The sequence below is a fragment of the Streptomyces sp. Je 1-4 4N24 genome, from assembly GCF_026239515.1.
Lineage (GTDB): Bacteria > Actinomycetota > Actinomycetes > Streptomycetales > Streptomycetaceae > Streptomyces > Streptomyces nigrescens.
In genome coordinates, this window is the sequence record NZ_CP110836.1 from 2,777,745 (window position 1) to 2,800,649 (window position 22,905).

General features: G+C 72.9%; 18 protein-coding genes. 3 read left to right on the plus strand and 15 right to left on the minus strand.

The genetic code is table 11. The annotated features are described in order from the left end of the window. Nucleotides 1-101 precede the first annotated feature (101 nt). From SLV14N_RS11710 to mnmA, 6 genes are all read right to left on the minus strand, one after another. Entirely contained in the window at nt 102-479 is a 378-nt protein-coding gene (locus SLV14N_RS11710) for a MarR family winged helix-turn-helix transcriptional regulator (RefSeq protein WP_208687825.1), read from the minus strand. A 145-nt stretch (nt 480-624) separates the two neighbouring features. Then, complete coding sequence (locus SLV14N_RS11715) at nt 625-1,314, minus strand: SDR family oxidoreductase (protein ID WP_018087260.1); 690 nt, start codon at nt 1,312-1,314, stop codon at nt 625-627. Nucleotides 1,315-1,361: 47 nt separating this feature from the next. Continuing rightward, nucleotides 1,362-1,904, minus strand: a complete 543-nt coding sequence (locus SLV14N_RS11720) for a TIGR00730 family Rossman fold protein (protein ID WP_208680876.1) — start codon at nt 1,902-1,904, stop codon at nt 1,362-1,364. 67 nt (nt 1,905-1,971) lie between these two features. Further along, complete coding sequence (gene gdhA, locus SLV14N_RS11725; RefSeq protein ID WP_208680877.1) at nt 1,972-3,351, minus strand: NADP-specific glutamate dehydrogenase; 1,380 nt, start codon at nt 3,349-3,351, stop codon at nt 1,972-1,974. Between the two features lie 446 nt (nt 3,352-3,797). Then, on the minus strand, nt 3,798-4,580 hold the full coding sequence (locus SLV14N_RS11730) for a VC0807 family protein (protein WP_259670242.1): 783 nt from the start codon (nt 4,578-4,580) through the stop codon (nt 3,798-3,800). Between the two features lie 230 nt (nt 4,581-4,810). Beyond that, nucleotides 4,811-5,941, minus strand: a complete 1,131-nt coding sequence (mnmA, locus tag SLV14N_RS11735) for a tRNA 2-thiouridine(34) synthase MnmA (RefSeq protein WP_018087264.1) — start codon at nt 5,939-5,941, stop codon at nt 4,811-4,813. A gap of 54 nt (nt 5,942-5,995) precedes the next feature. Between mnmA and SLV14N_RS11740 the strand changes: the two genes are divergently transcribed. Next, the gene (locus SLV14N_RS11740) at nt 5,996-6,724 is read left to right on the plus strand and encodes an N-acetylmuramoyl-L-alanine amidase (RefSeq protein WP_208680878.1); all 729 of its coding nucleotides are present in this window, start codon (nt 5,996-5,998) and stop codon (nt 6,722-6,724) included. Between the two features lie 124 nt (nt 6,725-6,848). Here the strand turns inward: SLV14N_RS11740 and SLV14N_RS11745 are convergent, their stop codons facing one another. Beyond that, nucleotides 6,849-8,018 carry a cysteine desulfurase family protein gene (locus SLV14N_RS11745; protein WP_208680879.1) on the minus strand — a complete coding sequence of 390 codons (1,170 nt, stop codon included), beginning with the start codon at nt 8,016-8,018 and terminating at the stop codon, nt 6,849-6,851. Between the two features lie 191 nt (nt 8,019-8,209). Between SLV14N_RS11745 and SLV14N_RS11750 the strand changes: the two genes are divergently transcribed. Further along, the gene (locus SLV14N_RS11750; protein ID WP_208680880.1) at nt 8,210-9,064 is read left to right on the plus strand and encodes an alpha/beta fold hydrolase; all 855 of its coding nucleotides are present in this window, start codon (nt 8,210-8,212) and stop codon (nt 9,062-9,064) included. Between the two features lie 27 nt (nt 9,065-9,091). Here SLV14N_RS11750 and SLV14N_RS11755 read toward each other — a convergent pair whose 3' ends face one another. The 7 genes from SLV14N_RS11755 to SLV14N_RS11785 form a co-directional block, all read right to left on the minus strand. Next, nucleotides 9,092-10,429 (minus strand): MFS transporter, encoded by a 1,338-nt coding sequence (locus tag SLV14N_RS11755; RefSeq protein WP_208680881.1) that lies wholly within the window; start codon nt 10,427-10,429, stop codon nt 9,092-9,094. Then, a complete protein-coding gene (locus SLV14N_RS11760; RefSeq protein WP_208680882.1) occupies nt 10,426-11,091 on the minus strand; it encodes a transcriptional regulator in 666 nt (221 codons plus the stop codon). Before SLV14N_RS11760 ends, SLV14N_RS11755 begins: the two co-directional genes overlap by 4 nt. A gap of 136 nt (nt 11,092-11,227) precedes the next feature. Beyond that, complete coding sequence (locus SLV14N_RS11765) at nt 11,228-16,093, minus strand: SAV_2336 N-terminal domain-related protein (protein ID WP_263269275.1); 4,866 nt, start codon at nt 16,091-16,093, stop codon at nt 11,228-11,230. Next, nucleotides 16,090-17,103, minus strand: a complete 1,014-nt coding sequence (locus SLV14N_RS11770; RefSeq protein WP_263269276.1) for a MoxR family ATPase — start codon at nt 17,101-17,103, stop codon at nt 16,090-16,092. Before SLV14N_RS11770 ends, SLV14N_RS11765 begins: the two co-directional genes overlap by 4 nt. Before the next feature lie 42 nt (nt 17,104-17,145). Continuing rightward, a complete protein-coding gene (locus SLV14N_RS11775) occupies nt 17,146-19,290 on the minus strand; it encodes a serine protease (RefSeq protein ID WP_263269277.1) in 2,145 nt (714 codons plus the stop codon). Next, the gene (locus SLV14N_RS11780) at nt 19,287-19,754 is read right to left on the minus strand and encodes a CU044_2847 family protein (protein ID WP_208680886.1); all 468 of its coding nucleotides are present in this window, start codon (nt 19,752-19,754) and stop codon (nt 19,287-19,289) included. Before SLV14N_RS11780 ends, SLV14N_RS11775 begins: the two co-directional genes overlap by 4 nt. A 118-nt stretch (nt 19,755-19,872) precedes the next feature. Beyond that, entirely contained in the window at nt 19,873-20,721 is an 849-nt protein-coding gene (locus tag SLV14N_RS11785; protein WP_208680887.1) for a thioesterase family protein, read from the minus strand. Between the two features lie 96 nt (nt 20,722-20,817). Between SLV14N_RS11785 and SLV14N_RS11790 the strand changes: the two genes are divergently transcribed. Then, entirely contained in the window at nt 20,818-21,453 is a 636-nt protein-coding gene (locus SLV14N_RS11790; protein ID WP_208680888.1) for a trimeric intracellular cation channel family protein, read from the plus strand. A gap of 14 nt (nt 21,454-21,467) precedes the next feature. Here SLV14N_RS11790 and SLV14N_RS11795 read toward each other — a convergent pair whose 3' ends face one another. Beyond that, on the minus strand, nt 21,468-22,874 hold the full coding sequence (locus tag SLV14N_RS11795; protein WP_263269278.1) for a M1 family metallopeptidase: 1,407 nt from the start codon (nt 22,872-22,874) through the stop codon (nt 21,468-21,470). Nucleotides 22,875-22,905 lie beyond the last annotated feature (31 nt).

A 22,905-nucleotide genomic window follows, 5' to 3' on the forward strand; every position in this document is an offset into this window, starting at 1 on the left:
AGTTACAGCTATAACTTTACTGAACGCATACGAAACGGCCGTGGCCCCGGAATGCGGTGTGCATCCCGGGGCCACGGCGGCGTGTTACTCCCACGAGCGGATCAGTCGCCCCTCCCCAGCGCCCTCAGCAGGCCATCGCGCAACGCGGCCCGCTCCTCGCGCGAAAGATGATCGAGCGGCGAGGCCGTACCCATCCGCCGCAGCAGATCGAGCCGCAACTCCCGCCCTGCATCGGTGAGTACGAGCTGCTTGGCCCGCCCGTCCAGAGGATGCGGCCGGCGCACGACCAGGCCCTGCTTCTCCAGCTTGGAGATGACATAGGTGACGTTCGGCGGCTCACAGCACAGCACCGCGGCCAGCTCCCGCGCCGTCTTCGGCTCGCCGAGCTCCTCCAGCGCCTTGGCCTGCGTCGGCGTCAGATCGAGCTCGGCGATCCGACCGCGCTGATGGGCGTCGAGCCGACGGCTCAGCTCCGTCACGAGCCCCCGGATCTCCCGGAACCCGCACCCCGCCGCCGCGGTCGACTTCGCTTCAATGGTCACTCATGCAGCGTACGTCGCCGCGGCAAAAGCAGCGCCGCACGTACGGAAGCTGTGGAAAACCGCCAAAGAGCCGGCCCGGCCCTCAGCGTCCGGGCCGCACCGACACATCGTTGATCTCCGCGTCCCGCGGCAGATCGATGGCCGTGAGGATGGCCGTCGCCACCGACTCCGGGTCGATCCAGCGGGACGGGTCGTACTCCTTGCCCTCCTGGCGGTGGGTACTCTCCTGCATCGGCGTGGCCGTACGCCCCGGATAGACCGAGGTGACCCGGACGCCGTTGTCGTGCTCCTCCGCCCGCAGCGAGTCGGCCAGCGCCTTCAGACCGTGCTTGCTCGCCGCGTACGCACCCCACTGGGCACGGGCGCTCAGCCCGGCACCGGAGTTCACGAAGACGACATGCCCCTGGGCGACCCGCACCAGCGGCAGCAAAAGACGGGTGAGTTCGGCAGGCGCGACCAGGTTGGCGGCGAGCTGCCGCTGCCAGGCCTTGGCCGGCAGATCGGCGACCGCGCCCAGCTCGATCACGCCCGCACTGTGCAGGAGGGAGTCGATACGGTCCGGCAGCGGCTGCTGCCCGAAGGCCCAGGACAGCTTCTCGGGGTTGGCGAGATCACCCACGAGCGTACGGGCGCCGGGGAACTCCGCGGCCAGCTCCTTCGCCCGGACCGCGTTGCGCGCCAGCAGCCACAGGTCCTCCCCGCGGTCCGCGAGCCGTCGTGCGACCGCCGCTCCGATGCCCGATCCTGCGCCCGTGATCAAGTGCGTACCCATGGGGCCGATCCTAACGAGCGGGGCGGCCGGACGCGGGGCCCGGCGGCTCAGGCCTGGAAGCCCGCCTTCTCCTCCAGGTAGGCCAGCGCACCGACGCCGTCCGCCGCGAAGAAGACCAGCTCGGTGAGGGGAAGCGGCAGGAAGCCCTCCGCCTCCATCCGCTGGAACTGCTCCTTCAATCCGTCGTAGAAACCAGCGGTGTTGAGCAGCACCACCGGCTTGCCGTGCATCCCGTGCTTGCGCAGCTCCAGGATCTCGGTGGCCTCGTCCAGGGTGCCCATACCACCAACCATGATCACGATGGCGTCGGCGCGCACCAGCATCTGCGCCTTCCGCTCGGCGAGGTCCTTGGTGACGACCATCTCATCGGCGCCTTCGCGCGCCTTGTGCGCCAGGAACTCCACGGAGACGCCGATCAGCTTCCCGCCGGCCTCCTGCACCCCGTCGGCCATGACCTTCATCAGGCCGGCGTCCGAACCGCCCCAGACCAGCGCATGCCCGCCGCGGCCGATGAGCTCGGCGAACTCACGGGCAGGGGTGACATAGCGGTCGTCGAGATCGGCGGCGGAGCAGAAAACGCAGATATTCATGCGGTCACCTTACGATCGGCCGGCCGGGCGGTTCGGTGCGGACCGCTCGGCCGGCCACGGCCTCCGGCTAGATCAGGCCCTGATCCAACATCGCCTCCGCGACCCGCTCGAAGCCGGCGATGTTGGCGCCGGCGACGTAGTCGCCCGGCAGCCCGAAGCGTTCCGCGGTCTCATAGCAGCGGTGATGGATCCCGCGCATGATGGCCGCCAGCTCGCCCTCCGTGCGGTCGAAGGCCCAGGCCTCGCGCGCGGAGTTCTGCCGCATCTCCAGCGCGCTGGTCGCCACACCGCCCGCGTTGGCGGCCTTACCGGGGCCGAAGGCCACACCGGCCGACTTGAGGAGCGTCACCGCCTCCGGTGTGGTCGGCATGTTGGCGCCCTCGGAGACCGCCTTGACGCCGTTGCGGACCAGGATCCGGGCGGCGTCAGCGTCCAGCTCGTTCTGGGTCGCCGACGGCAGCGCCACATCGCACGCGACATCCCACACCCGCCCACCGGGTACGTATGTGGCCGACACCCCGCGCCGCTCGGCGTACTCGCTGATCCGGCCGCGCTCGACCTCCTTGATCTGCCGCAGCAGGTCCAGATCGATGCCCTTCTCGTCGACGACATAGCCGCCGGAGTCCGAGCAGGTCAGCACGTTGGCGCCGAGCGCCTGCGCCTTCTGGATGGTGTAGATCGCGACATTGCCGGACCCGGAGACCACCACCTGCTGCCCGTCCAGCTCCTCACCGCGCTGCTTGAGCATCTCCTCGGTGAAGAGGACGTTGCCGTAACCGGTGGCCTCCGTACGGGCCTTGGAGCCGCCCCAGGCCAGCCCCTTGCCGGTGAGCACACCGGCCTCCCAGCGGTTGGTGATACGCCGGTACTGGCCGAAGAGAAAACCGATCTCCCGGCCGCCGACGCCGATATCGCCGGCCGGTACGTCCGTGTGCTCGCCGAGATGACGGTGCAGCTCCGTCATGAACGACTGGCAGAATCGCATGACTTCGGCGTCCGACTTACCGTGCGGATCGAAATCGCTGCCACCCTTACCGCCGCCGATGTTCAGCCCGGTAAGGGAATTCTTGAAGATTTGTTCGAAACCGAGGAACTTGACGATCCCCAGGTTCACGGACGAGTGGAAACGCAGACCGCCCTTGTACGGACCGAGCGCGCTGTTGAATTCCACCCGGAAACCGCGGTTGATGTGAATCGCCCCGGAATCGTCCTGCCAGGGGACCCGGAACATGATCTGCCGTTCCGGCTCACAGATCCGCTCCAGGATCTTCGCCTCCGCGAACTCCGGGCGGGCCGCCAGCATCGGGGCCAGCGTCTCCAGCACCTCCAGTGCCGCCTGGTGGAACTCGGGCTCCCCGGGATTCCGCCGGACCAGCTCGGCGTACAGGGCTGTCGCCGGCCCGGCCGTATGAATACCGGGCTTGACCTCAGATTGAACAGTCGACATTGACTTCCGTTCCCTTCGTGGCCGCGGAAAGGCCGCCTGCGGTCCGGACCCTGACGAGTCCTCACAAGGCCTACAACTCCTTGCCAGTGCTTGTCGTCACCATTTCCCGGTCCGACAGCCGCCGACGTTCCTTCGCTTTGTCGACCCTATTTGGCGGCACCCCGCTGATCGACTGTGGGATATACGACACGTCGTTCCCGTACGCAATCGCCCGACTCCTGCGTTCCGCCCTTCCCCGCCGCATGCCCGCAGGTCAGCGCACCGGTGACGGCTGCCGCACACCGGTCGTCCGCACCGCACGCTGTGCGGGACCTCACAGTTGACCAGCCGTTTTCCCGTCGTTGCGCGCGGCCCCTGCGCGCCGGCGCGCAACGCCCGGGTCACCCGTCAGGCACCCGAGTGCTGCGCCCGCGGCATCTGACGCCGCTGCCGCCCCCGGCCGTTCCTCAGCTCCCCGCCCCGGCCGTCGCGGCAGCGGCCGCGCCCCTCCCCGCGTCCGCCCCGCCCGCCTCAGCGGGGCGCTCGGCCTCGGCTTCGACCAGGACCTCGACCTCGGCTTCGGCTTCGGCTTCGGCCTTGACCATCTTCTCCATCGGGTCGGCGCAGCTGCCCCCGGCGATGAGCATCGCCGCCAGGACGGCCACCACGGTCAGTACCGTGCCCAGCCAGACCATGGTGTGCACCGGCACGGTGTAGGCACCGACGACCTTGACCACGCACTCGGTCAGCAGCGCCGTCCCCCATATCGCCGAGAACCGCCGCTCGGCCCGCCGGAACCGCTCCGAACCGGTTATCAGCCGGTCCCAGGCGGCGTTGCCGGCCGCGCTCCCCTTGGTGACCCACGGCTTGAGCCCCGCCGTCATCAGCGGCCGCTTCGTCCGCACGGAGAGGAGGATCGCGATCCCGACCACGCTGCTCACACCGCTGTCCTTGGCCATCATCAGCCGTGGATCACCGGCCACCGCGCTCAGCGCCAGGCCCACCGCATTGACGGCCAGCATCAGCAGTGCGAGGCCGTTGACACTGCGGCTGCTGACCAGGTCCCACACCGTCCGCAGCGCCGGCACCACGCTGCTCCAGCCCAGTGCGGCCACCGTGCTGAAGCCGAAGCCGTCGCTGAGGACGTAGTACAAGGCCACCGGGATGCCCGCGTCCACGATCAGCGGCGCAAGGCTCTTCAGCAGCGGATTGCCGCGCTCCCCCTCGGCCACCGGCCCGCTCCGACTCACGGCGTACTCCCCCACGTTGCTGTGCGCTGCTGCTCTCCGCGCTGCTCTCTGCGCCGCAATCAGCTTGGTGCACAGCCGTGGCCGGCAACAGTTTCACCTGTCCCGGGATCGCCATGACATTTGTCAGTTCGGCCCGACACGCTGACCGGCCGGGAGCCGTACTGCTGTCAGGTCGGCGCGACGCACCGTAGTGGCTCGCACCTCCCCCGGAACACCTCCGGGGCGCCCGCCTATGCCTCGGCGCGCACCGCCCGCTCCGTGGTGGCGATGGTGGCCGAGCCGACCACGCGGGTGCCGTCGTAGAGGACGATCGCCTGGCCGGGGGCCACACCGCGGACGGGCTCGGTGAAGGACACCTGGAGCTCGGCGTCGCCGATCAGCTCGGCGGTGACCTCGGTCTCGCCGCCGTGGGCGCGGAGCTGGGCCGTGTACGTCGCGGGACCGGCCGTCGGGGGGCGGCCGCACCAGCGGGGGCGGATCGCGGTCAGCGCCATGACGTCGAGGGAGGCGGCGGGGCCGACGGTGACGGTGTTGTCGACCGGGGAGATGTCGAGGACATAGCGCGGCTTGCCGTCGGCGGCCGGGTGGCCGATGCGCAGGCCCTTGCGCTGGCCGATGGTGAAGCCGTACGCGCCCTCGTGCGTACCGAGGCGGTTGCCGGACTCGTCGACGATGTCGCCGGGGGCCGTGCCGAGCCGCTTGGCCAGGAAGCCCTGGGTGTCGCCGTCGGCGATGAAGCAGATGTCGTGGCTGTCCGGCTTCTTGGCGACGAACAGACCGCGGCGGGCGGCCTCTTCGCGGATCTCCGCCTTGGTGGTGAGGGTGTCGCCTAGCGGGAACATGGCGTGCGCGAGCTGGCGGTCGTCGAGGACACCGAGGACGTACGACTGGTCCTTGGCCATGTCGGAGGCGCGGTGCAGCTCGCGGGTGCCGTCCTCGCGCAGGACGACCGTGGCGTAGTGGCCGGTGCAGACGGCGTCGAAGCCGAGCGCCAGGGCCTTGTCCAGGAGCGCTGCGAACTTGATCTTCTCGTTGCAGCGCAGGCAGGGGTTCGGGGTGCGCCCGGCCTCGTACTCCGCGATGAAGTCGTCGACGACGTCCTCACGGAAGCGTTCGGCGAGGTCCCAGACGTAGAAGGGGATACCGATGACGTCGGCGGCGCGGCGGGCGTCGTGGGAGTCCTCGATCGTGCAGCAGCCGCGGGCGCCGGTGCGGAACGACTTCGGGTTCTCGGAGAGCGCGAGATGCACACCGGTCACGTCATGGCCGGCCTCGGCGGCGCGGGCGGCGGCAACGGCGGAGTCGACGCCGCCGGACATGGCGGCGAGTACGCGGAGGCGGCGGGGAGCGTCATCAGTCATAGCCAGTCCAGAGTAGACGGAACCGCCGACAGGGCCGAAAGCGTTATGCAGCGCATGGGGAACAGGGACGGGGAGAAGGGCGGCGGCCAGGAGGCCACACCCGCCATCACGCGGCGCAGGGCCTTGTGGATCGGGGGTGGTGGTGCGGTCGCCGCCGGGACCGCGGCGTTCGCGGGGCGCGATGTGCTGGCGCAGTGGTGGTGGCGGCTGCCGGGGAACGACAAGCCACGCAAGGCCGGCGCCGTGGATCACCGGGGCGCGCAGTGGGTGGCGGCGTCCCCGGAGAACTACCGGCGGGCGGACCGGCCGGCGGATTACGGGATCGACCGGGTGGTCATCCATGTCGTCCAGGGAAGCTATGCGACCGCGCTGGACGTCTTCCAGGACCCGGATCACGAGGCCGGCGCGCACTACGTCGTCCGCAAGGACGGGCATGTCGCGCAGCTGATCCGCGAGCTGGACGTGGCGTTCCACGCGGGCAACCGCGGCTACAACGAGCGGAGCATCGGGATCGAGCACGAGGGGTTCGTGGACCGCCCGGAGTCGTTCACGGATGCCATGTACGCGTCGTCGGCGCGGCTGACGGCAGGCATCTGCCGGCGGCACGGCTTCCCGGCCGACCGGGAGCACCTCGTGGGGCATGTGGAGGTGCCGGGGACGGATCACACCGATCCGGGGCCGCACTGGGACTGGGACCGCTATCTGCGGCTCGTACGGGCCGAGCTGCGCAAGCCCGTACGGGCGGGTGAGAGCCCGCCCGTACAGCCCGGGCGGAAGACCTGAGGCGCACGGGCCCCGGCGCCGGGCGCCACGGCCCACGCCACCCCTCGGACAGGCCCTCGGCCACCCCCTGGCTCAGGCCCGCACTCCTGACTCAGGGCCGTACTCCTGGCTCAGGCCCGCACTCCTAGCTCAGGCCCGCGCTCCGTGCCCGTTCGACGACCGGCCCGATGGCCTCGGCCAGGGCCGCCACGTCCTCCGCTGTGGAGGTGTGCCCCAGGGAGAACCGCAGAGTGCCGCGGGCGAGGTCCGGGGACATGCCGGTGGCCAGCAGGACATGGCTGGGCTGGGCGACGCCGGCGGTGCAGGCGGAGCCCGTGGAGCAGGCGATGCCCTGGGCGTCCAGGAGGAGCAGGAGGGAGTCGCCCTCGCAGCCGGGGAAGGAGAAGTGGGCGTTGGCGGGGAGCCGGCCGGCGGGGTCCGGGTCGCCGCCGAGGACGGCGTCGGGGGCGGCGGCGCGGACGGCCTTGACCAGGTCGTCGCGGAGCGCGCCGATGTCGCGGGCGAAGTCCTCGCGGTGGGCGACGGCATGGCGGCCGGCGGCGGCGAAGGCGGCGATGGCCGGGGTGTCGAGGGTGCCGGAGCGGACGTGCCGCTCCTGGCCGCCGCCGTGCAGCACCGGCACCGGGGCGTACTCGCGGCCCAGCAACAGCGCGCCGATGCCGTACGGTCCGCCGATCTTGTGGCCGGAGACCGTCATCGCGGCGAGCCCGGAGGCGGCGAAGTCGACCTCCAGCTGACCGATGGCCTGCACCGCGTCGGCATGCAGCGGAATGTCGAACTCCGCGGCGACATCGGCCAGTTCACGCACCGGCTGGATGGTACCGATCTCGTTGTTGGCCCACATGACCGTGGCGAGCGCGACATCGGCGGGGTTTTGGGCAAGGGCCGCGCGCAGCCCCTCGGCGTGCACCCGGCCGTAGCTGTCGACCGGCAGCCACTCGACGCGGGCGCCTTCGTGCTCGGCGAGCCACTCCACGGCGTCGAGGACCGCATGGTGCTCGACGGGGCTGGCGAGGACGCGGGTACGGGCCGGGTCGGCGGCCCGGCGCGCCCAGTACAGGCCCTTGACCGCGAGGTTGTCGGCCTCGGTGCCGCCCGCGGTGAAGACGATCTCGCTCGGGCGTGCGCCGAGCGAGACGGCGAGGGACTCGCGCGCCTCCTCGACGGTACGCCGGGCCCGCCGGCCGTCGGCGTGCAGCGAGGACGCATTGCCGGTGACGGTCAGCTGGGCGGTCATCGCCTGCACCGCCTCCGGGAGCATCGGGGTGGTGGCGGCGTGGTCGAGGTAAACCATGGTGCGCACGATTCTACGAGCTGGCGCGGTCGGCTCCGGGGGCGCATACGCAGCGCGCGGGAGCGCCGTACGCCGGGGAGCGAGCAGGCAGCCCACCGGCCGGCTTTCCCTGGCGGCCCATAGGCCGGCCCGTCCCGCCCTCGACGCCCGCCCCCTCGACACCTCTGTAAGGAGTCACTAGCCTGACACTCATGACACAGTGGCTTCTGGACCAGACATTCCGCAGCACGTCGGGCGACGAGGTGCGGTGGGCCGTGCTCGGGGAAGGGCAGACGGACGCACCGGCGGTGGTCCTGCTGCACGGGACGCCCTTCTCGTCGTACGTCTGGCGGGGTGTCGCCCGCGCCCTCGCCGCACGGCACCGGGTGTTCGTCTGGGACATGCCGGGCTACGGCGCCTCGGGGAAGCACGCCGACCAGGACGTCTCACTCGGCGCCCAGGCCCGTGTCTTCACGGAGCTGCTCACCCACTGGGGCCTGGCCACGGAGGCGGCCCGGCCGGCCGTGGTCGCGCATGACTTCGGCGGCTGTGTCGCCCTGCGGGCACATCTGCTGCACGGTGCGCGCTATGCGCGGCTGGCACTCGTCGACCCGGTGGCGCTGGCCCCCTGGGGCTCGCCCACGTACCGGCTGCTGGGCGCACACCCCGAGGTGTTCGGACAGCTGCCGCGGGACCTCCACCGCGCGCTGGTGCGGGAGTACGTCTCCTCCGCGAGCCACGCCGGCCTGCACCCGGCGGTCCTCGACCGGCTGGTCGAACCGTGGTGCACGGACGAGGGCCGGCCGGCCTTCTACCGCCAGATCGCCCAGAACGACCAGCGCTTCACGGACGAGATCGAAGGCCGCTACGGCGAGCTCGCCCTGCCGACCCTGATCTGCTGGGGCACCCAGGACACCTGGATCCCACCCACCAAGGGCCACGAACTGGCCGCCCGCATCCCCGGCTCCCGTCTCCACCTGATCGAGCACGCGGGCCATCTGGTCCAGGAGGACGCACCGGCGGAACTCGGGGCGGTGTTGGGGGAGTTCGTGGCGGGTGGTGGGTGAGGCTGGGGCCTCCTTCCCGTGGCAGTGTCACTTGGTGAGGGGACTGCCGGTCGCCCGGTCGCCCGCACCGGGGCGCCGTTCCCGGACGGTGGGCCCGCGCAGGCGGTCCATCTCCCGCCATTCCGGTCGCAGCCCGGCCAGGTTCGTCGTGAGGAAGTACGCCGCCCCGCCGAGCAGCAGAACCGGCGCCAGGCCGAAGGAGGTCACCGCCGCCCCGGCGATCAGTCCGCCGAGCGGGATTCCGGCCCAGGCCAGCGCATCGCCCAGGGCATTGACCCGCCCCAGCAGCCGACGGGGTACCCGCTCGAAGGAGAGCGCCGCGAGGATCGGGTTGAGGAAGCCCGCGCCGAACCCGCCGGCGGCGAACACGAGGAGCACCGCCCACATCGGCGCGTGGGAAGCAAGGATCAGGAACTTCGGCGCCCCGGCGAGCAGGAACCCGGCGAAGAACACCACCCGGCGCCGCATTCTGTGTGCGATCGCCGCAGCGACCAGGCTGCCGGCGACGGCGGCCGCTCCCCCCACGGTGCCGTTCAGGCCGATCACGGCCGGCCCGTGGCCGGACTCTGCGGCCCACACCGGAACGAGCACCGTGGTGAACGCCGTGTCCAGCAGGTTGGTGACCCCGACCATGACGACGAGGGTGAGGAGCAGCGGCTCACTGCGCAGGAACCGGCAGCCCGCGCCGAACCGCCGCCAGTAACCCGGCTCCACCTCCCCCGGAGAAAGCGGGGCTTCCTCGCTCGTCCGCCCCATACCGCGCGGCAGCGTCAGGGCGATGATCAGCGATCCCAGCACGAAGCATGCCGCGTTGACGGCCAGTCCCGTCAGCGGCCCCAGCAGCGCCACCAGGGAGCCACCAACCGCGGGGCCGAGGGTGGCCGCGAGCCGCTCGGTGACACCAGACAGGCCGGTGGCCCGCTCCAGCGGCACCCGGCCGCGCTCGGCCGCCTCCGGGACCATGACCTCCTTGGCCAGGTCACCGGGGCCGCGCGCGGCACCGATCAGCGCGACCAGCGGCAGCAGCAGTGGCAGGGACAGCAGGTCCAGGGCATGGAGCAGCGGAACGGCACCAGCGGCGGCCGCGCTGACCAGGTCGGTGGACCAGGAGATGACCCGAGGACCGGCCCGGTCCACCAGGGGACCGGTGAGCGCCTTCACGACGACGTAGGGCGCCATCTCGCAGAAGGCCACCAGCCCGGTCCGGGTGGCGCTGTGCGTGGTGACGAGCACGAACCAGGGCAGCGCGATGGCCGAAATCCGGGTGCCAGTCAACGAAACCGCCATCGCCGCGAGCAACCCGCCCAGCGGCCGTAAGGCCCGTCTGCCGGATATGCCGTCGTCGCCCAGGGCGTCGTCCGTCACGCGGTCTCCGCTCCTGTCGCTCCCTCAGAACCGGGACGGCCGGCCGGCGCGGAGGGCTCTCCCGGCTCCGGCAGGACGTACGTGATCACGGAGACCCGCTCGGCACCCTCGGGTGCCTCGGCCACCCCCTCCGGCGTATCCCGCCGGTAGCGGGAGACGACTTCCCGCAACTCGTCCTGCAGTGCCGCCGCTTCCGCGGGCGTGAGCCGCAGCGGCCGGTCGCTCATGTCGAAGGTGTCCCGCCAGGCGCGGGGCATCGTCTGGAGCTCGTTGAGCGTGCGTTGGGTGCGCAGGGTGTAGGTGGCCGCGACGGACTGCAGATAGGCCATGGCGGCGTCGGGCTCCCTCTCGGCCAGGTCCGGGTCGTTGAACGACGTGGACTGATGCACCGGGCGCCACCAGCGCTCTCGTGCCTTCCCGCGCTCGGCGTCCTCCTCGACGAAGCCCGCCGCACCCAGCTGACGCAGGTGGTAGCTGGCCGTGCCCGAATTGACGCCCAGCCGCTCCGCGAGCCGGGTGGCCGTCGACGGGCCGTGCTTCCGCAGCAGCCCGACCAACTGCAGGCGGAGCGGGTGCGCCAGGGCACGCAACCCCTTCGAGTCCAGGACGGCCGCGGTCGTCCCGGAGTCCGGGCCGGGTGGCTTCTCATGGGAGTCGGTCATGCCGCGCAGCCTAAACCGCAAACAGTTCTTTGCAAAGAAGTCTTCGCAAAGAACTGTTTGCGGATCGCCGCTCGCCAATCCCTCTCAACCACCCGCCCCGTCAATCGACTTGGGCGTGCCAGGGCGGGCGGCCCTCCTACGGACCAATACGCCGCGCGAGTTCGCGGACCGCTGTGGCTGCCTCGGTGATGGCGGGTGGCGAGGGTGTCGGCAGGGCCTCGGGGGAGGTGAGGGATTCCAGGGTTGCGCGGAGGCGGTGGAGGTCGGTGGGGGGGAGGTGGGTCGTGGGGGTGAAGTCGGCCAGTGTGGTGGTGAGTTCGGATTCGAGGGTGTCCAGGGCCTGGAGGGGGGCGGGCAGGTCGGAGGGGGCCCGGCCGGGGTCCTCGTCGGTGGGCTGGAGGCGTAGTTGGTCGGTCAGGGTGCGGATGGCCGCGGTCAGGTCGCGCAGGGTCGTGCCGGTGTGTGCGGTGTCCGCGGTGCGGGAGGGGCCGGGCCGGTGGGGGCCGGCCGTCGGCGTTCCCGTCTTGTCCCGTAGCAGCGCACGGAGGGTGCGGGCCTCCGGGGTGCCGAACGCCTCGTGGACGGCGAGCGCTTCGCGCCAGTGCGCCTGGGCGCCCTGTTTGCGGCCCAGGGCGGTCTCGGCGTGGCCCAGTGCGGTCAGTGCGTCGGCGCGCCACCGTTCGCCGCCCGGCACCAGCAGCCGTTTCGCCGCGTCCTCGGCGGCGGTCACCGCTTCGCCGGGCCGGATCAGGGCGACCATCGCCTCGGCCGTCCGGCAGCGGGTGCGTCCCGCCCACAGACGCTGCCGGTCCTCCTCGAAGAGGGGCAGCGCCTGGAAGAGTTCACGGAGCGCGTCTGCGTGCCTGCCGGCCGCCGACAGCGCTTCGGACAGGGCGTACCGGCCGTGTGCGAGCCGGGCGGTGCCGTCGGCGAGCCGGCGGTGGAGTGCCACGCTCCGCTCGGCGAACAGGACGGCGTCGCCGCTGTTGCCTGCCGCCGCCCAGAGCCGGGCCAGCGCGGCGAGCGCATCGGCCTCGCCCAGCTGGTCGTTGCGGCGGCGGCACTGTTCCCAGGCCGCGGTGAGATGCCGCTCCGCGGTGTCGTGCTGCCCCTGGTGGAGGGCGATGAGGCCGCGCGCATACGGTGCGCGGAACCTCGTCAGAGGGTCGCCGCAGCGGCCGGCCAGCTGCTCCGCGCGCCGCGCCTCGGGCTCCGCCTCGGCGCACTTGCCCAGCGTGAGGTACGCCTCGGCGAGCGCGACCCGGGCCCGGCCCTCCGCCCGTGCGTCGCCGTCCCGGGCGGCCCGCGCCGCCACCGTCCGGGCGGCCGGTTCGTACGCGGCGGACAGCGCCCCGCAATCCGCCGTCACCTGGGCGAGCAGAAGGAGATCGGCGGCCTGGCGGACGATCCCCGGTGTGCGCAGCGCGGCCCGGCGGACGAGCGCGAGCAGCCCAGGGGTCTCCTCGGCCCAGACGGCCAGGGCCTCGGCCCGGTCCTTCGTGGTGGGCAGGGGGCCGGCGTCGGGGACGCAGACGAGGTCATGGAGCATCCGGTCGCCCGGACACCGGAGGGCGTGCACCTGCCGGCCCAGGGCCAGATACCAGGTCAGCAGCCGGGTCAGGGCCTCGTCGCGCGCCGCCTCGGGCAGCTCGTGAGCGGCGGACCGGCAGGCGAGGCGCCGCAGTTGGCCCGTATAGCGGTAGTGGTCTGAGCCCGCCTTATAGCGGTAGTGGCCGGAGCCCGCCTTACGGAGCGCGCCGACGGCCAGCAGCTCGTCCAGCAGGGCGCGGGTCCGCTGTGCCGTGGCATCGAGCAGTACGGCCGCGGCGCCGGACGAGAAGGCGGCGGACGAGGCCTCGGCGGTGTCCGTCACGGCGAGCAGACGGAAGGCCCGCCGCGCCTGCGGGGAGAGTTGCGCGTCGAGCCACCGGAGCGTCGGGGGGCCGGGGTCGGTGAACAGCTCCTGCGCCTCGGCAGGGGTCAGCCCGGCCAGCTCGACGGCTTCGGTGGGCGGGGGAAGCGGCGGGCACCCACGGCCGGTGAGCAGCACGGCGCCGCCCCGGCCTCCGGGCTTGCCCGTGTGACCGGGGAGCAGGAGGGCCAGGTCCGCCGCGTCGGACTCATCGGACTCATCGGACGCGTCGGACGCATCGGCGTCGGGTGCGTCGTCCAGCACGATGAGGACGCGGCGTTCGGCCAGCAGCGAGCGGTAGAGGGCCGCCCGGGCGTCGCGCCACAGGGGGATGCGGCCGGCCGGCACGCCCAGCGCACGCAGCAGCGCTTCGAGGGCGCCGGTCGCCGTCACCCGCTCCCCCGCCTCGTCGGCGCTGCCGCGCAGATCCAGGAACAGCTGTCCGTCCGGGAACCGCTCCGCGACCTCATGCGCGGCCCGCAGCGCGAGGGCCGTCTTGCCGGCCCCGGCCGGCCCGTGGACGAAACGGCAGGCCGGGGCCTCGCTCGTGCCGCCCGTCAGTCCGGCGGCCAGCCGGGAGAGCTGCCCGCTCCGCCCGGCGAACGGCTCCGGCGCGGGCGGCAGGGCCACCGCGTCGGCCCGGGGCCCGGCCTGACCGGGCGCGGGCTCCTCGGCAAGGGGGCGGTAGATCTCGTCCAGGAGATCGCTGCGCCAGCGTTCCAGCCGGGCCCGCCAGTCCGCGGCGAAGGGCCCCGGCAGCCCGGCGAGCGGCTCGCCGTCCCACAACGCCAGTGCCTCGTCGCGCAGTCGGCGGGCCGCGGCCGGCTCCACGGCGCGGCGGGCCCGGTCGACCAGCTGCTCGGCCCGGTCGAGATCGACGTCGAGGACGGGCGCACTGCCGTCGGGGCGGCGCAGGGCATAGCCCCCGTCCTGCTCCCTGACCAGGAGGTCCGCGTCGCCGGTGGTCGCCCCGGTGTCGGCGCCGAGCGCCGTGTTCAGCCGGCTGGCGCAGGCATACAGCGACGAGAGTGCGGTGGGCGGCGGCCGGTCGCCCCAGAGGTCGGGCAGCAGCTCGATCGCGCTCGCGGCGTGCCCCGGCCGCAGCAACAGGGCGGCCAGCAGCGCCCGTTCCTCCGGACCGCCCAGTGCGAGCGGCGTCGCACCGCGCCAGGCACGCACCGGACCGAGGACGCCGAAGCGCGGCGGCGGCGGGGGCGGGGGCGTGGGACGGCGCTGCGGGGGCACCACGGGGTCCGTCTGCTCCGGCACCACACCCCCCATCCGCTCCAGCACCGGACTGGCCAGCACCGCGAAGGCCCGCGCCGACGCCTGCAGCCGCAGCTCCCCCTCCTCGTCCCCCATCAGGACCGGGAAGTCCGGCAGCCGTCCCATGTACGGCTCCAGGGACCGGCCGACCGCCTCGACGACCTCCACGGCCTGTTCGGCGCCGAGTCCGCTGAACAGCAGCTCCCGTACGCCGGGCCGGAAGTCGTAGACGGGCTGGACGAGTTGGCCCGGTGGCGGCGCTCCCAGGGCACGGTCCAGGGTGTGCGCGGCGGCCGCGCCCCGTGCCTGGTCGGTGCGCTCCAGCAGGCCGCCGAGCAGGATCTCCGCGACATGGGTGGGCCCGGCGTCCCGCATCGTGGCGGCGCGTACCAGCTGCATCAGGGGTGTGGTCAGGGGACGGATGGCGGAGAGGCGGACGGCGAGACGGTAGGCCTCGGGGGAGAAGGCTCCCCGGAAGTGGGCCAGCAACTCCTCGGCCGTGCCGTGTGGTGCGGCAGGCCGCGCCGACGCGGGGGGCGCCTCGTCCAGCAGCACCGTTTCGATCAGATGCGGCACTCCGGGGCGGGTGAGCAGCCCGGCCCACTGCTCCAGCGCGGAGGCGGTCGGATGCAGCACGGGCAGCGCGAGGAGGCCGTCCGCCTCCGGATCGCGCTCACCGCTCAGCCCATCGCAGACGATGAGCCGTCCGAGGGGGTCGAACTCGCCCGGTGCGGCGAGGAGCCGGGGCCGTGCGTCCAGGGCGGTGCCGCGCCACAGCCGCCGGGGCAGTGGGTTCAGTACGGCCAGCGGGCCGCCACGGCCCCAGGCGGCGAGGGCGCGTACGGCCTGCGGGCTGCGCCATCCCGGGCTCGTACCGTCGGTCAGCAGGAAGGTCACCGCCGCGCCCGCGGACCGCCGGCGCCCCGCCGGGCCGCTCGGGTCCTGGGGGTCGACCGGAAGGATGCGGACGGAGCGGAAGACCGTGCTCCGGGCGAGCAGCGCGCGCAGCTCGGCCGCGAGCGGCCCCCAGACCTGCATGGACGGCGAGCAGTCCACGAGCAGCACGGCCGACCAGCGCCGCTCCTGGTCCGGGCGGGAGACGACATCGAGGAAACCGGTCTCGGCGGCGAGGCGGACGGTGGCCTCGATATCGGTGACGGTGCGGTGCGGGTGGTCGCGGGACCTGCGCAACGGGCGCAGCGCCCGGCCCAGTTGCTGGGCGTCGGGCAGCGCTCGCCCGCCGGGGACCCGCGCGGTACGGGCCCGCTCCGCGCCCGGCGCACCGCCCTGACTCCCCATGGCGTACAGCGCGCGACGCGGCGGAACGGTGGGCGTCAGCGGGTCGCAGGGCCCGGACGGAGGCTCGTCGTCGGGTGCGGCCGTGTCGCCGGGACCGGTGGTGGGGGCGGGGTCGGTGAGGTCGGTGAGGTCGGTGCCCTCGCCAGGGCCGCGCGGCAGGTCCGCGTGATCCGAGGGCTCGGCAGGGCCGGCGGGGCCTGCTCGATCGGCGACCGCATCGGCAGCATCGGCCGTATCCACAGCCCCGGCCCCGGACCGCCCGTCGGACGAACCGCCGGCCCCGGCGCCTTCCCCCCGCGCACCCTCGGGCCCTTCGCGCCCCGCTGCCTCCTCAGCCCCCTCGGCCCCGGCACCGCTCCCACTCCCCGTCCCACCCACACGCTCCCCCGACTCCCCCGGCTCCCCCGGCGCCTCGGCCGCCGTACGCCCCTCCATCGCCCTCGACAGCCACAGCACATCGAGGAGTTCCGTGGCCCCGAGGTCGTAGCCGGCGGCCGACATCGCCTGTCGCAGTCGGTCGATCATGGCGACATGGACTCGTCGAGGCGGTGCAGCACGGCGGCGAGGAGCTCTTCCTTGGTGAGGTCGGCGCCGCTGATGCGCAGGTGGACCGCGGCCAACAGCTGGTCGGTGGCGAGTGTCTGGGTCTTCGCACGCTGGTGGAAGGCCTCGATGAGGTCCTCCGCCGCGGCGACCGCATGCTCGCCCAGGTTGTGCTCGATGATCTTCCGCAGCCGGTCGCCGGTCGGCTCCGGCAGATCCAGCCGTACGCAGCGGCGCAGGAAGGCGGGCGGGAAGTCGCGTTCGCCGTTGCTGGTCATGATGACGACCGGGAAGTGGGTGCAGCGGACCACTCCGCGGTGGACCGCGACCCGCTCCCGGCTTCCGCTCAGCAGGACCTGGACCTCCTGCTGGTGCTCGGGCAGCCGGGCCAGCTCCGGGATCTCGAACTCGCCCTCCTCCAGCACGACCAGCAGGTGGTTGGGCAGATCGATATCGGCCTTGTCGAGTTCGTCGACGAGCAGGACGCGGGGGCGGCCGGCCGCCAGTGCGCTGCCGAGCGGGCCGAGGCGCAGGTACTGTCCGATGTCGCCGGCCGCGGTGGCGCGCCGGGCCCGGGGGCGGCGCGCGGAGCCGTGCGGGGTCTCGCGCTCACGGCGCAGTGAGGCCTCCCGGAGGCGGCCCACGGCGTCGTAGCGGTAGAGGGCGTCCTGGAGCGTGGAGCGGCTGTTGACCGACCAGCGCAGTACCTCACCGAGCCCGAGTTCCTCGGCGACGGCGCGGGCCAGCGAGCTCTTGCCGGCCCCGGGGCGGCCGGTGACCAGCAGCGGACGGTGCAGATGCAGGGCGGCGTTGACGACGGAGATCTCGTTGCGCTCCAGGAGGTACGGGGCGCGGGGCGCCGTCCCGCGGCCGGCGGGCAGGTGCCGCCAGGGCGGCGGGGCGGGCAGCGGTGCGGGCCCGCGGAACACCCACCAGTCCTCCGGCTCCGCCCCCGGGTCGTCGTGTGCGCCTGCTGCGCTCTGTCCGGTCACCGCACGTTCTCCTCGTTCATTGCTGCGTCCACGCTCCGGCACTCACGGCTGGGTCAGCACCCAGGCGTCCGGGGCGAGTTGTGGGGGACGATGGTCGGGCGCGTCATAGAGCAGGGACAGCCGGCGGCCGTGGTGGACCACGCTCTCCGGCTCGGCCATCGCCTTGGCCCGCTCCAGGCGCACCACCTCGGGTACCTCGGCGTGGTCGGTGCCGTCGACCAGGGCCAGCAGGTCCTGGGCGATGTGGGCGCCGTGTTCGGCGCGGTGCCACAGCACGGTGTGGACGCCTGCCTGGACGCACTGGCGCAACAGCGTTCCGTGGTGGTCCGGTTCGCAGCACACGATGACCGTACCGGCGTCGCGGTGCACCTCCAGTTGGGCGCGGGCCACCTTGCGGTCGGTGTGCCGGTGGTCGAGGACCAGGCGTTTGGCGTGCGGCAGGGCGGCGGTGCGCTGTTTCCAGCCGGCGTAGCTCTCCCGGGAGCGCTCCGTGGTGCGCACCACGACCCGCCGGGTGATCCCGGGCGCGAACGGCCCGTCCTCGTCACTGTCGGGCGACTCCCAGGAGTCGACGTCCAGACCGAGCCAGGCGGACGGCAGGAAGTACTCCACCAGGGCGGTTTCGGGGTCCTCCCGGACCTCGGTGCGCAGCACCCGGCGGATGTCGTCGACCACCTGCTCGCTGCCCGCCTCGGCGTCGCGGACCAGCGCGAGCCGGTGCGGCTGGCGGTCGGCGAAGGTCCAGATCTGGTACGTGAAGCGGCGTCCGGTCGGGGTGGGCAGCAGCTCCACCTGGACGCGGGGTGCGGTGGCCGGTGTGCCGGTGGCCGGCAGGCCGGCCGCCGGGGTGCGGACCGGGGCCGCGGCGGCCGTGACATCGGCGCGGAACTGGCTGACCGCCGCCTCGTCGACCCCCGACCGGGCGGCGATCCGCTCGACCCAGGCGTCGAGGTCCTCGGCCGGATACGCACCGGCCGCGCGCTCCTCGACGCTGATCCGCACCACGCCCTGCAGCAACGGGGGCACCGGCGCCCCGGTGGTGGAGCTGAAGCCCTCCAGGGCGTCCATCGCGTCGGCCAGACCGGTGACGGCGGGCAGCTCCGGGGCGTGCGGCAGGACGCTTTCCAGGAGGGTCCGGGGGTCCGTACGGGTGCAGTGCGCCAACAGGCCGGAGAGGTCGCGGCGCTGGCGTGTGGTCAGGTACTCGCCGGGGCGGACCGTACGGGCGGCGCGGCGCAGTCGCTCCCAGTCCTCACGGGCGTAGGGGTCGGCGGCCGGCGGCTCGTGGTCCCGTACCAGGTCGAGGAGTTCGGGGATGCCGCGGCGGATGCTCACCGCCAGGCCGGCCAGCCGTTCCAGGTCGGCCGCCGGGCCCGCCGAGGGCCGGCCGAGCCGGGCGGCGAGCCGCTCCTCGCAGGCCAGCACCGCCTCGCGGCCCTTCAGTACGCGCTCCAGCGCGGTGAGCAGCTGCTGGACCCCGCGCCGGGCGGTGGGCACCGCCGAGGGCGGAAGAGTGGGGAGTTCGGCCTCGATGGCCGGGATGCTGATGGCGTACATCGTCGTCGGACGGCTCCCGGGTGCTGCCCCTTCGGGGGCGCGGTGCACGGCCGCGACCAGGCCGACCACGGCCTGCCGCTCGCGGTCCCACAGCGGCCCGCCGCTGAAGCCCTCGGTGACCTGGGCGCCGCCGAGCACGTCCAGGGCGATCCAGGGCGGCGCCGAGACCCGGGGCACGGCCCGCACCGTGGGCAGCGGATTGCCGCTGGCCCATAAGGCGATGGTCTCGTTGGCGTAGCTGTGCTGGAGGAACGGTGCCGGTTCGGCGCCCTCGGGCGCGGCGCCGGTCAGCTCCAGGACGGCGAGATCGCCGTGGTAGGGCACCCGTCCGGGCTCGACGGGGGCGCTCCCGGCCGCCGTTGCCCGCGGCGGCACCCACATCTCCCGTAAGACCCGTGCGGTCAGGTCATGGCCTGCCGCGACATGGGGCAGCCGGAGGGTGACGGTGTCGCCGGGTCCGGGGGCCTCCTGGGCGAAACGGTCCCTGCCCAGTGCGCTGTTGACGACATGGGCGCAGGTCAGGACGAGGCGGTCGGCGACCAGCACCCCGGCGCCGATGGCGTGGTCGCCATGGCGTACGGAGGCGAAGGACTGCTGGAGCGGGGTGTCCGGGCCTGCGCCTGCGATCACGGGGCCGTCCCGCCGGGCTCCCCCGTGCCGCTGCCGAGATTCCAGGTGGCCGAGACCTTGAAGCTCGCGTCTCCCTTGCCGGAGAACACCCCGAGGCTCAGATCGGAGCCGAGGGTGACGCCGAACTCCACGGTGACCTCGTCGGGGCGATGGCTGCTGTTGGAGATCGAGCGATGGATCTGGCCGAGGACGCCGCCGAGCGGCCGCAGGGCCTCTTCGAGGGCCGCCCCGCCGCGGGTCAGCGCCCGGCTCATCCGGCTGTCGACGCTGACCGGCTGGGCGGAGCCGAACTCCTCGGGCAGCTCCAACTCACCGTCGGCGTCGGGCTGCTGCCGTCGGCCGCCGCCGGACGGCGGCTGTGCGCCGGACTGTTCGTGCGCGTCCGGCCGGCGGGTGGCGGCCGGGTCTTCGGCCCGCAGCCACACGACGGTCGCATCATCAATTCTGAGAGCCACGTCCCCCATGCCGCTCAGTCTGACACGTTCCGCAGGACCACCGCCCGCACTTTTGCCGTCCATTTTCCGCATCCGCACCCGGAGTCACCTGCGAAAAGGAGACGGAAGCGGCATCCGGGGCGGTGCGCTACCCCTGCAGTACCGCGCGCGCCAACTGCCGTGACTGGGCGACGAGTCGGTCCTGGGAGTCCCAGACCTCCGCGTCCTCCTCCAGGAAGCCGCCGGCGAGGTTACGGGTGGTGATGGCGACCCGCAGCGGGCCGGGGGCCGGGCGGTGGCGGATGTGGGCGGTCAGTTCGACGGTGGGGACCCAGCCGGACAGGCCCATCTCGAAGGCGGTGGGCGGCAGTGCGTCGACCGTCAGCAGGAGGGAGAGCGGGTCGGGTTCGCGGCCGTCGGCGAGGCCGAACCAGGCGCGCATCTCACCCTTGCCGGAGGGGGCGCCGACGGCCCAGCCCGCGGTCGCCGGGTCCAGACGGAGGGCGAGCCGCTCGGCGATGGCGGTGCTGCCGGGGATCGCGGGGCGGCCGCCCGGGGAGCTGTCCGCGCCCAGGCAGTGCTCGTACGGCGGGATGGCCGGGGGTTTGGCGGTGGTCCGCACATCGTCGGGCAGCGCGCCGAGGTCGCCGTACGCGGCGAGCACCCGCAGCCGCTCGACCTCGCTGCCGTCCTCCGCGAACTGGATGAGGCTGGCGGTGCCGGTCGACATCGTGCGGCCGGTGCGGACCACTTCGGTGCGGATCACCGCGGGGCCCGGGACCGAGGCCGTCAGATAGTGGGCGGTGACCGACATCGGGTCGGGGTGCGGGAGGGCGTCGCCCAGGGCGCGGCCCATGAGGGCGAGGAGGTAGCCGCCGTTGACCGCCTGGATGATCGTCCAGCCGGCGGAGAGGTGGGCGTCGTACACGCCGGGGGCGCGGCGGGTGACCGCCGTATCGCGGTCGAACTCGCTGTTGCCGTGGGTCACCAGAGCCATGGGTTGCACGCTACACCGGATAGTTACCGACCGGTAGTGTCAGTTTTGACGGCCTCGAACGGAACCGTTCCTTCCGGGCCTGCGATGATGAGCGCCATGCTTCACGTCCTCTACCTGGTCGGCGTCGCGGCCTTCGCGGCGAGCGGGGTGCTGGCCGCCTACCGCGCCAACATGGACCCCTTCGGCGGCCTGGTACTCGCCTTTGCCGCGTCCATCTCCGGCGGCACGCTGCGCGATCTCATCCTCAACCGGCAGCCGCTGTACTGGACGCACGACTGGGTGCTGCTGACCGTGATCATCTGTGTCGGCGTCGGCACCATGGCCTATCTGCGGTTCTGGCAGCTGCCGTACAAATCGCTGCTGGTGGTCGACGCGATCGGGCTGTCCGTCGTCACGGTGATCGGCGCCCGCGCCGCGATCGACGCGGACGCCACCCCGCTCGCCGTGATCATCCTGGCGGTGCTGACCGGCGTCACCGGTGAGGTCATCCGCGATGTGCTGTGCGGGGAGTTCCCCCCGCTGCTGCTGCGGGAGGACGTCTATGCCATCGCCGCGCTGGCCGGCGGCTGCTGCTATCTGCTGCTGCACCACCTCGGCACCGCACCCACCCCCGCCGCGGCGATCTCGGCGGGGGTGGTGTTCGGCCTGCGGATGGGGGCCGTCTACCTCGGGCTGCATCTGCCGCGGCCGCAGCAGCTGCGCCCCCGGGGCGGCCGGCCGGACGCCGACTGACCGGGGGCCGGGGCCTACTGCGGCAGCGCCGGCCTGCTGTCCGTCTTCAGCCAGGCGTCGAAGAGGTCGTCCAGCTGCTGCCCGGAGATCTTCTCGGCGAGCGCGATGAACTGGGAGGTCTCCGCGTTGCCGTAGCGGTGGCGGGCGGTCCAGGCCGGCAGCAGCTTGAAGAACGCCTTGTCGCCGATCCGCTCCCGCAGCACCTGGAGCGTCATCGCGCCCCGGACGTAGACCGCCCCGGCGAACATGGTGTCCCGCTGCGGATCGGCGACCTTCACCTTCCAGAAGTCGTTGCCGGCCGGGATGTCGGCGTACTGCTGACGGAGGGCGTCATGGGCGCTGCGGGTGCCGCGGTGCTCGGCCCACAGCCACTGCGCGTAGGTGGCGAAGCCCTCGTTGAGCCAGATGTTCTTCCACCGCTTCACGGAGACCGAGTCGCCGAACCACTGGTGCGCCAGCTCATGGACGATGGTCGACTCGCTGCGCACGGCCGAGTAGACCGGCTTGGACTGCACCTCCAGCGAGAAGCCGGCCTGCGGCATGTCGTCGACGATCGCCCCGGTCACCTCGAAGGGGTACGGGCCGAAGACCTTCGACCAGTAGTCGGTGGCCTCCGCGGTGATGCCGTAGACGTCGACCTTGCCGGTGGGCAGCGTGGGGTCGGTGGCGACATAGATGGGCGTGCCGCCGGGCGTGGTGCCCGTACGGACGTCGAACTTCCCGATGGTGGCGGTGGCGAGATAGGTCGCCATCGGACGGTTCTCGCGCCAGTGGGCGTACGCGCGGCCGTGCGCCTCCCCGGAGCTGATCAGCCGGCCGTTGGAGACACCGGTCAGCCCCTTGGGGGCGTCGATGCGGATGTCGTAGGTCGCCTTGTCGTCCGGGTGGTCGCTGGAGGGGAACCACGTCGAGGCGGCGTTCGGCTCGCAGGCGACGAAGACCCCGTCCTTGGTCTTCATCCAGCCGTAGTCGGAGCCGAAGACGATCGGGCCGCTCAGCGGCTTGGGGACACCGTGGTAGGCGACGGTGACGGTGAACTTCTTGCCGCGGCGCAGCGGGAAGTCGGGACGGACGGTTATCTCGTCGCCGGATCTGCCGAAGTGGGCCCGCCGGCCGTTCACCCGGACCGTGTCGACCGTCAGCTTCTGCATGTCGAGGTCGAAGGCGGAGAGGTTCTGGGTGGCGCGGGCGGTGAGCTTCGTCCGGCCGTCGAGCCGGCCGCTGCCGGGGTGGTAGCTGACCCCGAGGTCGTAGTGCAGGGCATCGAAGCCGCCGTTGCCCAGCTCGGGGAAGTAGGAGTCACCGACGCCGGGGGCGCCGGGGGACGCGCCGGGGGCGGCGGCGAGGGAGGCGGCCGAGGCCACGGCGGTGGCCAGGGCGAGCCAGCGGGAGGTGCGACGCGCAGAACGGGAGAGTGCCATGAGCCGTCCTTTCGGACACACGGGCGGATGG

Bases quoted from the DNA above. Each gene is read 5' to 3' on its own strand.
- SLV14N_RS11715 (WP_018087260.1), bottom strand. From the start codon at position 1,314: ATGGGTACGCACTTGATCACGGGCGCAGGATCGGGCATCGGAGCGGCG.
- SLV14N_RS11720 (WP_208680876.1), bottom strand. From the start codon at position 1,904: ATGAATATCTGCGTTTTCTGCTCCGCCGCCGATCTCGACGACCGCTAT.
- gdhA (WP_208680877.1), bottom strand. From the start codon at position 3,351: ATGTCGACTGTTCAATCTGAGGTCAAGCCCGGTATTCATACGGCCGGG.
- mnmA (WP_018087264.1), bottom strand. From the start codon at position 5,941: ATGACTGATGACGCTCCCCGCCGCCTCCGCGTACTCGCCGCCATGTCC.
- SLV14N_RS11740 (WP_208680878.1), top strand. From the start codon at position 5,996: ATGGGGAACAGGGACGGGGAGAAGGGCGGCGGCCAGGAGGCCACACCC.
- SLV14N_RS11745 (WP_208680879.1), bottom strand. From the start codon at position 8,018: ATGGTTTACCTCGACCACGCCGCCACCACCCCGATGCTCCCGGAGGCG.
- SLV14N_RS11750 (WP_208680880.1), top strand. From the start codon at position 8,210: ATGACACAGTGGCTTCTGGACCAGACATTCCGCAGCACGTCGGGCGAC.
- SLV14N_RS11760 (WP_208680882.1), bottom strand. From the start codon at position 11,091: ATGACCGACTCCCATGAGAAGCCACCCGGCCCGGACTCCGGGACGACC.
- SLV14N_RS11765 (WP_263269275.1), bottom strand. From the start codon at position 16,093: ATGATCGACCGACTGCGACAGGCGATGTCGGCCGCCGGCTACGACCTC.
- SLV14N_RS11780 (WP_208680886.1), bottom strand. From the start codon at position 19,754: ATGGGGGACGTGGCTCTCAGAATTGATGATGCGACCGTCGTGTGGCTG.
- SLV14N_RS11785 (WP_208680887.1), bottom strand. From the start codon at position 20,721: ATGGCTCTGGTGACCCACGGCAACAGCGAGTTCGACCGCGATACGGCG.
- SLV14N_RS11790 (WP_208680888.1), top strand. From the start codon at position 20,818: ATGCTTCACGTCCTCTACCTGGTCGGCGTCGCGGCCTTCGCGGCGAGC.
- SLV14N_RS11795 (WP_263269278.1), bottom strand. From the start codon at position 22,874: ATGGCACTCTCCCGTTCTGCGCGTCGCACCTCCCGCTGGCTCGCCCTG.